Source organism: Oscillospiraceae bacterium, from assembly GCA_031265355.1.
GTDB lineage: Bacteria > Bacillota > Clostridia > Oscillospirales > UBA929 > JAIRTA01.
Window position 1 is genome coordinate 1 of the sequence record JAISCT010000021.1, and the last position, 11,051, is coordinate 11,051.

Sequence of the window (11,051 nt, forward strand, 5' to 3'; positions counted from 1 at the left end):
CGAGGAGCGGACGATGCGCGACTCGCAATGGGAAACGTGGATAAGCGACATTGACCTGACGCCGGAGCAAAAACGCAAGCTGGAGGCCAAGCGCGGTGCGTCCGAGTAGCGGCGACAGCTTGGGCGCAATTTGTGAGGACAATCTAAATCGGGCTGAAAGGCCAAACACAAAAACCGCGGAGTCTTTGAGATGCAAAGGCTCCGCGGTTTTTTTGCGTTCACGTTGCCCCCGAAAAGGATATACACACAGCCGAGATAAAACAACCTTGGTGCCGCGGGTGCTTTTTTGTGCAGAGGAGGCGGCCGCCGGCGGAGCCGGTTGTGCAGATGGGACGGCGAAAACCTTCCTCTGACGGCCATGACCTCGCTGGACGGGTACGCGGCGGCGCTGGGTTCGGGCGACGGCGCGTTGTGGGCGGGCGAAGTCTATCAGGGCGGCCATGTTGTGAGTGGCATTGCCGCGCTCAAACGGCTAGCCGGGGTATGAATAGACCTGTAAAAAGGGATCGAAACTAACGCAAATCGCGGGTTTCGCTGCTGTCGTCTATACCCCGTAAACGTCAACGTGCGTCCCTGTTCGGGACAACAGCAGTTTCAGGCGGTCACCGTCAATCAGGTATACCAGTACCCAGTCGTCGGCGATATGACAGCTCCTATAACCGCGCCAATTCCCTTTGAGCAGGTGGTCGCGATGGCGAGGTTCGAGCGGAGTTTGATTCAGGAGGCATACAATAACGGCGTCGAGCTTCGCTATGTCATAACCCCGTCGTACCAGCAAGCCATAATCTCGCTTGAACTGATTCGACAATTCAGGATTAAGCATCCAACCACTCCTTTGCCTGTTCCCAAGTTTCAAAGGCGCGGTAAGCATCGGCGGCGGGCGGTGTGCCAAGGGGTTCGGCGATGATCTCATCGATGGGAAGCCGTCGCTGGATCACCGACTGCGTAAGGAACAAGTTCACCGCCGATGAGAGCGACAAACCCATACTCCTATAGAGCTCATCGGCTTCCTTGCGAATGTGGGCATCAATGCGGATGTTGTACGTCGTGTTCGCAGACATTTCAACCACCTCAGCACTAGCATACCGCATATTCACCGCAATGTCAACAAACGTTTTGAGGATAAGGCGTTCACTTGGACAGCGGATTACGCGTCGATTTGCTCTCGAAAGATAAGAAACCTAGCAGACATCAAATGGTCGGGCAAGGGGCTTTCTTATGAATTTAGGGGCACAATTGCTGTTTTTGCGCTGTCGACTTGTGGAAAAGTGTTTGATGTGTTGTAATAATACCGCATTTCATTTCTAAGCGCAGGAAGTGCTGAAAGGGCTGCGGCCCAATGGGTTTCGCGCGGGAGGGAGACTTCCGGAAGCGGAGCGGGCGCTTTTGTGTGCAGAGGAGGCGGCCGCCGGCGGGGCCGTTTGTGCAGACGGTCTTGCCCCGGGGTTCCCGTCCGCCGCGGACAGAACGAAGCGTGACCGGGCGGTCACACTGCGGCGTAAATACAAATTTTTAAGGAGGAAAAGGGACCAATGAAAGCGAGTATGAACACAAGTGGGGAAAAATGGCGCCTTGTCGGCGTTGCCGCCATCCTGATGGCGATCTGCCTGACAATTGTGATGATCCCCGTCGCCTCGTCCGCGGAAAACTACGGGCCCAGCGCCCCCGGCGAAGAGAAGGGCTTGATGGTCGGCGCCGGTATCCGGGACATCACTCCGACGTCCGATATGTACCCCATGACATGGGGAAACGGCGCCAGGGGCTTTGTCTTTATCGGCGCGAAAGAAAGGGTCTATGTGCGCGTCATCGCGGTGAGCAACGACGGCAAAGAGGGAAAACGCGATCCTGAGAAAATATCTCTCATCGTCAGCTTCGAGACCGGCAAAGGTCCTTACCCGCCGGATATGATCCCCCTGCTCAGCCACGAAACAGGCGTGCCGGAGACAAATATCTTCTGGTCCACGACTCACGTCCACTCTGTTCCCGAGATCACGTCCGCAACCTGGGCGAACGCCTTAAACAATGAGATTTTAGACACATCCACCTTGTCGCAGATAGACGCCAGGAACAAAGCCAGGTGGGGCGTTATGCTGCAGAAGCAGCTTGTGGAAGCCGCACGGGACGCCGTCGCCGGCCTGGTCGAGGCAGAAGTTGGCATCGGCTATACGGACAGCCACATTAACGTCAACCGCGACACCAAGTACGAGACGCTCGAAGAGGCCGCCCAAAAAACAAGAGAGGGCTATAACGGCCAGGGTTTCTCGGACAAGACATTGACAGTCGTCGAGTTCCGCGAAAGAGCCGGGGACAAGAAACCCATCGCTTTTATCGCCCACTATGCCATGCACAATGTGTTGCTATATGCCAATGACTACTTCAATCCCGTTTTTAACGACGTCCATGGCGTCCGGGTGGCCGGACAGAAGGACGTGGAGAAAGGGACATACGTCAAAGACGACGTGGATAACACGAAGCTGAGCACAAAGCTTGAACTGAACGTGGCGTATAGCCGCACCTACGAAAAGAATACGCCGGACATGTTTGGCAATCCGGGCACGAAAGAAACCGCCGCCAACGCCGCCATCCACCCCGATATCGGCGGTTTGGTCTCCCAGTACATCGAGAAGGAATACGACGGCGCTGTGGCGCTTTGGATGAGCGGCGCCGCCGGCGACCAGAACCCCCTCTTCCGGAACACAATGAACTTTGAAAGCCCGTACAACGGGGCGGTGCTTGAGATCCCCGTTGAAGGCGGTAAAATCGAACCGGCTGAATACTATGCCGCCATCCAGTACGCGGACGTGCTGCGGGCGGTCGCGGACATCGGCGCGAAGGATAATTTTTCCAGCAATGCGCCGATCGGGTTCGCATGGGGGTCAGATTCGGTTGATAAAATCGAGGGCGTAAGCGGAACCGTGCCCATCTTCCTGACCGTCATGCGCCTGGGCGACATCACCTTCGCCGGGACTCCATGTGAATTGTATAACGCCATCGGCGTTGCGATGCGGGACAATTCGACATTGAACCCATGGGTCCCCCATGGGAATACGCTGGTCGTGAACCACTGTTGGACCAAAGCCGAGGAGAGCAGTTACCGGGGGTACTACCCCGACGACGCTGCCATCGGGAACGACAGCTATCAATGGGGCAACAGCGTGAAATATCCGGCGGGCGCGATCAACGGCGCGATGATCGATCTGCTGGAAAGCTTGTACGCCAAAGCGGATCCAAGCAATGCGGCGGCATCCGAGGCGCAGGCATACAAAGGATAAGGAGGAATGGTTAGCATGAAGCGTATTTGGAAAAACAAAATGCCTGTTGCAAGGCTTCTCGTCGTCGTATTGGCGGCTTGCATGATGATAGGATACATCCCCGCCGCGGCGGAAACGCAGGCGAATCCGGGGCAAGAAAAATCAACGGTCTTGAAGGTCGGCGCAGGCATGAAGGACATCACCCCGACGGCCGACATGTACCCGATCACATGGGGCGGCGTCGGCGGCAGGGGCTATGCCTTCATCGGCGCGGCGGAACGCATCTACGTCCGCGTCATCGCGATGCAAAACGACGACGGTCCCATATATCTGATGGTGAGCTTCGATACCGGCAAAGGCCCCTATGTGCCGGACATGATGGATGCGGTCGCCGCCGAGACAGGCGTGGCGGTGGAGCATATCTTCTGGTCCACCACCCACACCCATTCCGTACCGGAAAACAAAGCGGAGAACTGGTCGAACAGCCTGGCGCTGACGATCCGGGAAGATACCGTCGCGAACAATTTGGGAGATCGTTCCAATCAAAACAATTCCCGATGGGCAAAGCTTTGCCAGAAGCAACTGGTAGGGGCCGCCAGAGATGCCATCGCCGGCATGGCCGAAGCGGAAGTGGGCATGGCCGTTACGCAGAGCAATATTAACGTCAACCGCGACACGAAATTTACAACCCTTGCCGGGACGAACTCCGAGACGGCGGAGGGCTTCAACGGCCAGGGACCTTCGGACAAGACACTGACAACCCTGGAATTCCGGAGCAAAGACACAAAAGAACCCATAGCCTTTATTGTCCACTATGCCATGCACAACGTGCTTCTGTACGCCAATGATTACTTCAATCCCGGATACGAGGGCATCAACTACACGGTGAACGCTGCGCCCATCACAAGGGGCGACTACGGCCATGACGACGTGGACGATATCGTGCCGGGCAGCCCGGCCGAGTTGAACGTGGCGTATTGCGAAACCTACGAATACGTCGAGAACGCGACGGTCGCGGACGGCGGGATCGTCGTTGGCAACGCCGCCGTGCATCCCGACATCGGGGGCCAGGTGTCCCAGTACGTGGAGTACAATCATCCGGGCGCGGTGGCGTTATGGTTAAGCGGCGCCGCCGGCGACCAGAACCCTGTCCTTCGCAACTGTATGAACTATCCCGCTCCGTACGACATGGAAGTCGGCTTGAAGGCTTTCAAAGCCGGCGCGCCCGTCGAACTCACGATGAAGGGCGGCTTGCTCCAGGCGTGTACATACTACGCCTCTATCCAATACGTGGATGTAAAGCGGGCGCTTACATCCATCGAGGAGTACCAGTCAGGCATGCCTATAAGCCGCGCGTATGGCACGACCGACGTTCCCAACAAAGACGGCGCGACGAGCACAGTGATGTACTTGACGGTACTGCGCCTGGGGGACATCACCTTCGCGGGCAGTCCCGGCGAGCTGTACAACGGCATCGGTGTCGCCATGCGGGACAACGCAAAAGCTCCGAATGTCCTGGTGGTGAACCACTGCTGGCCGTACGAGACGAACAGCGGTCAGAGCTACTTCCCCGACGACGTCGCCCAAAACAACAACAGCTATCGAAAGGCCAACTATCAGATTGGCGTCATCAATGACTACATGACGGCGCTGGTTGACCAACTGTACCAAGAGGCCGGGCCTACAGGGCCGTATGCGCTCACCGATGTCTCCAACGGGCAGCAATTCGGCGCGCGGTACGACGACCCCGGGGCGGAGATCACGGAGGGCGCTGTCCTGCTCATCGCCCAGTACAACGCTGCCGGCAGGCTGATCCGTGTGGACAGTGCCGGCGTTGCCAAGGGCGTGCCGCAAACGCGCTACGCGGACAAAGAAAACGCCTGCAAAACGGCGAAAGCGTTCATTTGGAACGGCGACACATCGCCGCTGGAAGAGGCGCTTACCCTGACGCTGCGCTATGATATGGTCGAAGGAGTGACGGTGGAGCGCGATCCCGACGGTCCCACCGGCTACAAGGCGACATTTGTGTACAAGAACGCGACGGCGCAAAACGTAAGGTTCTTTGGCGACTGCATGTGGTTTGCCAAAGAGGACTACGAGCCGGCATCCTCCTATGCGGCGGGAACAGACGGAAACACATACTTCGGCGAAATGTTTACCCCGTATCAGTGGGAGAAGGGCATGTTCCCCATGCATGTCCAAGCCAATAACAACAACAGGTACAACAACACAAAATATTACACCGAGATGACCAAAGACGATGCGTATTGGACGGTGTCAATCCCGCTGCCCAGCGGCGCGTTCAAGTACTGCTACTATGTAGACAGCACGCTTACGACCAACGCCGGCAGCGTGACGTACATCAACACCAATACGGGGACCAAGGTCTTGGATCCGGCGAATCTGCCGTTGCAAAACCCCATCTCAGGCAACTACGCCAACTTCAGCACGGTTTACGTACCGTTCGATCCGGACAAGCAGGACGACGACCGCTCCATCGAACTGCCCATAGACGACCCCGCGAAGCAGGGCACGGTTGTGTTTGAGCGCATAACAGGGGTGACGACGGCCGGTTCGAACCCCAATGTGGATATCGGCGTGTATCTGCCGCCGGCGTATGACGACAGCGGCGCGACCACCTACAAAGTGTTCTATCTCAGCCATGGCGGCGGCGGCCACGAGCGCGACTGGACCCATGACGGCGTCATGCCCAACATCATGGATCATATGATTGCCGAGGGCAGGATAGATCCAAAGACCCTCGTGGTCGCGGTCAACTTTGGCAGCACCGGCACAGGCGGCAATACCGCTTTGGTGATGGAACAGGTACAGAGGGACTATGTCATCCCGCTGCTGGAAAGCAAGTACCACGCCTCCACCGAGGTCAAGGACCGCGCCTATGCCGGACTGTCGCGCGGCGGCCGAATCGCGGCGGACATGATGGTGGACGCGGGGAAGGATCCGAGTCTCCCGCAATACGGAACATGGGGCGTCTGGGCGCCGCAGGACGTGCCCACCGACAACACGGAATTCCCCGTGGGTGCGGCGGACAAGCCCATAGACGTGATCCGCACGCTGAGCGCCGGCGCCGTCGCGGAGCTAAACAAGGTCAACATCATCATAGATTCCGGCGCACAGGACAAACGGCACGTCATCACGTCCGAAGCGCTGATCCAAGCGTTGGGGGAGAAGGGCGTCGAAACCGTCCGAGGGCTCTACCCCAACGGCGGCCACGACTGGATGTGCTGGCCGAAAAACCTTGTGTTCTTTTTGGATCGGCTGTGGGAAGGCAAAGTCTATAAGTCTATTTAATGCCTTGTGAAAAAATGGTTGTGGCGGTATAATAATGCCGCATTTTCAAGTAAAGAGGAGGAGGAGGTTATGCAAGCAAAAGAAGGCGCGTCTCGATACGTGTCCAAACGCGCCCTTGCGCTGCTGCTTGTCAGCGTCATGTGCTTGTCCGCAGGGCCCGCGATCCCAGGCCCTGCGGCTGCCGCGGCCCCCGAGGAGGCGGCCATAGCGGCTGCCAATCAGGCGCCCGGCACGTTTGAGACGGTGGCGGATGTCGGCGTGGACGGCAGCCGTACCTATCTGTATACCCCGAGTGCGCTCAACGACCCCACCCCGATGATGACGCCTGTCATTTTTGTATATCCAAACACGCGGCCCGCCGACGAGGCGGCGGCGGAGGCGCTGCTGTCGAACTTGGGGCTGATTGAATTCGCGGAGGCGGAACACGCCGCGATCCTCTTGGCCACGCCCGCAGGAACGGATTGGGGCGATGCGGATATTGCCGTATACAATACCCTGTTGAGAGGCATTTGGTACAACAATAGCACCAGCGGCAGCATCAAAAAACTCACATTCTTCAACTTGATTTACGCCATAGGCGAAGGCAGCGGAGCGACGTTCATCCACAACAAGCTGTCTCAGAACGCCAACCGCGTCGCCGGCGTGGCGACGTTTGGCGGCGACGGCTCCGCGATGCCGGCCTCCGGCGTGCCGCTGCCCGCGTACATCGCCGGCGCCGCCGCCGCCGTCAACTACTATAAAAGCGTCAATCAAACCAATCGGACCAAGACGGTATCCGGCAAGATCGTATACTACAACGGGACCAACGACAGGCAGCAAGTGATGGTCAATCCGGCCGCCCTGACGGCTTTTGATAAGGACGCCATTCGGGACGCCTGGGACAGCATGCTCCGCTACACCACCCGGGCCCCGCTGACGACGCGCGCGTATGACGATGTGGACACGCCGGAGGTCTTTGCGCTCATGCCCCGGCCAAACCCGGCGGAACTCGGCCTCGTGGTGCGGGTGAAGAATGAGGCCGCAAACAACCGCTGGTATGAGTGGATCCCCCAGGAGGCCCTGGAGGCGAGCAGCACGGAGAAATTCCCGCTGGTGCTGGTGCTGCACGGCGGCGGCGACCATGAAGTCTTTGAGGCGGAGAGCAACGGCTGGGTCGCGCTGGCCGGCCGGGAGCGTTTCATTGTCGCGTCGCCCAAGACGACCACGAAGGACTTGAACCTGGCCTTGGCCGCCGAGATGATCGCAAATTACCCCGTGGATCCGTCCCGGGTCTATGTCACCGGATTTTCAGCGGGCAGCAGCGCGATCAGCAATACGCTGGTGGACGACGCCGCGATCCAAACCTTCGCGGCTGCTGTGCCCTTCTCCTTCGGGTACAACAGCTTCAAGTACAATCCGGACACGACGACCGCCCGGATCCCCTTCATGTATCACACGATGGAACACGACATCAATACGGCGAGACCGGTGACAGTGGGCGAGGTGCAAACATATCTGATGACTGTGCCCAACAACTTTATCACCATCACAAGCGCCTTTGCCATGAACAACATCGCGCTGCCCGCCGGATTCGACGGGACAACCGAGACAGCACTTCCCGACAGCAACCCGGACAGCCCGAAGTATGCGCGCAGCAGCACAAACACATTCTATCGGTTCGAAGCATATCCGAACGCCGTGCGCACCCTGACCACGCCGTACGGCATCACGGGGCAATCCACAGACTTTTACAATGCCGACGGGGTGAACATGATCCGACTGTCGTATTGGGAAAACATGGATCACGATCACTTCACACCCAACGCGCAAATCGCCTGGGATTTCATGCGCCAGTTTGCCCGCGACCCGGAGACAAAGGAGATTGTCATGCCCGAAGGAGTGACGGTGGAGCGCGATCCCGACGGTCCCACCGGCTACAAGGCGACGTTTGTGTATGAGGCGGATCCGGGTGTCAATGCCGTACAGGTGGGCAGCCGGCAGTTTGGTTTCTTTGAAGAAACCCCGACCATGATCCAAGGCAAACTGTACTACCCGGAGGCGTGGCGGCCGGGCTTGTATTCTGGCGGCCAAGCATACATAGATATGGCAGAAACGGAGTCGGGCAGCCATGTTTGGACGGCCACGATACCGCTGCCTAGCGGCGCATACCTGTATACGTATCGGACCAGTACCAATGACGGGGCAAACTGGGGGAGCACATTCACGGATCCTGCCAATCCACCGAGGCAGAACGATAAGACGGGAGCGAAAGGTGCTAACAGCATCTTGTTTATGCCGTATGATCCTATGAAACAAGCAAAGGCTCCGGGTTCCGACTATGACCATGACCGATCCTATGTCATGCCCCGGACAGACGGCAAAAAGGGGACAATCGAATATCTGAAACTGGACGGCTTGTCCGCAGAGCAAGACATTGATAAAGGCGTTGCGGTCTATTTACCCTACGGCTACGACGCCAACAGGACGGAGCCGTATAAGACCATCTACATGGCGCATGGCAACAACATGAACGAAATGGAGTGGATGAATGACGGCGTCGTTCCCGAGATCATGGACAACCTGATAGCGGAGGGCAAGACGGAATCTGCCATCGTGGTAGCTGTGAACAACAGGGCGTATTACAAATTCAATCGCGCCGACGGATTTTACGCCGATCAGACCGACTGGGACGTTGTGAATCACAACCTGTTGCAGGTCGTCGTCCCCGCGATTGAAGAAAAGTACAATGTTTCAAAAAACCCCGGGGACCGCGCGTTCGGCGGTGAGTCGATGGGCGGCCAGAACGCAGCCAATATTTTCCTGAAGCACACGGGTTCGTTTGGTTACTACGCCGTGCTGAGCGGCAGCTATCTGTTGGATCCAGATTGGGATTTGTACGACATCGATGCGCTGAACAAACCGCTTGTCATGTCCGGCGCGGGTCTGTGGGACACCAACCGCTTCTCCCCAGATCCGGTCAGGAACCCCACCGACGTTGACAATTCCAGCCGTAGCAACGAAGCGTTTGAAGCCCGAATGGACAAATCCGGCCTCTATTATGTGGGTCCGAACTGTGTGCCTGGCGCACACGCCTTCGAGACATGGCACCAAATCTTCGCGACATTCGTTGACGATTATCTTTGGACAAAACGCCCGGACGATATCAAGATCGTGAAATACGATAGCCAGGACGCCAAGTTTGCGGCAAACCCCACATCCATGGCCGTTTTAGCCGGAGCCGGGAATGTGGGCGCACTGCCGAGGGATCCGGTAAAAGATGATTATATATTCATCGGATGGAACACAAAAGAGGACGGAACCGGTACAGCGTTTACCGCTCAAACGTCAGTCACGACGGATATCACCGTTTATGCGCAGCATGTCAAAGAATATAGCGCAACGCAGCTGCAAACTCTTTGCAACAACAACGAATTTTTGTTACAAAATCTATACACAGACGCCTCTTGGGCGAAATTCCAAGAAACGTTGACAAGCGCCAAAACCGTTTTGGACACAGAGAACGCCGCCCAGATAGACATCAGCCAAGCTTACGAAGCACTGCAAACCGCCATCGGCGGCCTTGTCAAGGCGCCCAAACTGGAAGACATCATGCTGGATCTAAAACACCCGTATACGTACACAAATCCATCCACAGGGGAAACGAAAGCATTTGAAATGCCGTATCGGCTGTATCTGCCGGAAAACTACGATCCGAGCCGGAAATATCCGATGCTTATCTTCCTGCACGGCGGCGGAGAAGGCGGTTCGGAAACAAGGCCTGTGGACAACTTGCGGCAGATCCAAGCCAACATGCAGCTTGTGGACAGGATCATCGCGGAGGAAGAAGACAACCCCTGTATCATCCTTGCGCCACAGGCCGATCATACGGACGGCGAGCGCTGGACTACGGGCGTCAACTGGAGAGAGGGGAACTATGACCTCTCCCAGTATCCGATCGGCCCCTCCCTGTCCGCCGTTTACGATCTGGTCGCGAACTACCTGCCGTCGCAATACAGCGTCGATATGAGCCGGCTGTATTGCACAGGCCTGTCCGCCGGGGGCCTCGGTGCCTGGAGCCTGATGATGTATTATCCCGATCTTTTGGCGGCGGGCATGCCCAGCAACGGAACAGGAGATCCCGAGGCAGCCGCGCGGCTGCTGGTTGACATGCCGATCTGGATCTTTCATGGCGGCGCGGATACCTCAATCCCCGTACAGGCTTCCCGCGATATGTACGCGGCGCTTGTCGCAGCAGGGTCCACGGCTGTCAAATACACGGAGTACCCGGGCGTGCCCCACGACGGGACATGGCAGAGGGCGTACTCCGAACCCGACATCTTGACGTGGATGTTCGCGCAAACAAAGCTCACAATCACCTTCGGCGGCGGTGGCAGCAGCAGTGCGCCCGCAAGCTTTACGGTGACCTTCAACAGCCAGGGCGGCAGCGCCGTGGCGACGCAGACGGTGACGAGCGGCCGCGCCGCGACAAAGCCCGCGGACCCGACGCGC

6 protein-coding genes are annotated in these 11,051 nt (G+C 57.7%); 4 read left to right on the forward strand and 2 right to left on the reverse strand.

The window, feature by feature from the left end; translation table 11 throughout:
• The first annotated feature begins 319 nt into the window (after positions 1-319).
• Positions 320-487 (forward strand): hypothetical protein, encoded by a 168-nt coding sequence (locus LBK75_03045; protein MDR1157270.1) that lies wholly within the window; start codon positions 320-322, stop codon positions 485-487.
• Between the two features lie 57 nt (positions 488-544).
• Here the strand turns inward: LBK75_03045 and LBK75_03050 are convergent, their stop codons facing one another.
• The gene (locus LBK75_03050; GenBank protein ID MDR1157271.1) at positions 545-823 is read right to left on the reverse strand and encodes a type II toxin-antitoxin system YafQ family toxin; all 279 of its coding nucleotides are present in this window, start codon (positions 821-823) and stop codon (positions 545-547) included.
• Positions 816-1,061, reverse strand: a complete 246-nt coding sequence (locus tag LBK75_03055) for a type II toxin-antitoxin system RelB/DinJ family antitoxin (GenBank protein MDR1157272.1) — start codon at positions 1,059-1,061, stop codon at positions 816-818. Before LBK75_03055 ends, LBK75_03050 begins: the two co-directional genes overlap by 8 nt.
• 471 nt (positions 1,062-1,532) lie before the next feature.
• Here LBK75_03055 and LBK75_03060 point away from each other — a divergent pair, with 471 nt between their 5' ends.
• The 3 genes from LBK75_03060 to LBK75_03070 form a co-directional block, all read left to right on the forward strand.
• On the forward strand, positions 1,533-3,272 hold the full coding sequence (locus LBK75_03060; GenBank protein ID MDR1157273.1) for a hypothetical protein: 1,740 nt from the start codon (positions 1,533-1,535) through the stop codon (positions 3,270-3,272).
• A gap of 15 nt (positions 3,273-3,287) precedes the next feature.
• Positions 3,288-6,563 carry a hypothetical protein gene (locus tag LBK75_03065; protein ID MDR1157274.1) on the forward strand — a complete coding sequence of 1,092 codons (3,276 nt, stop codon included), beginning with the start codon at positions 3,288-3,290 and terminating at the stop codon, positions 6,561-6,563.
• Between the two features lie 69 nt (positions 6,564-6,632).
• Positions 6,633-11,051, forward strand: a 4,419-nt coding sequence (locus tag LBK75_03070; protein ID MDR1157275.1) for an InlB B-repeat-containing protein, incomplete at its 3' end; no start/stop codon positions are given.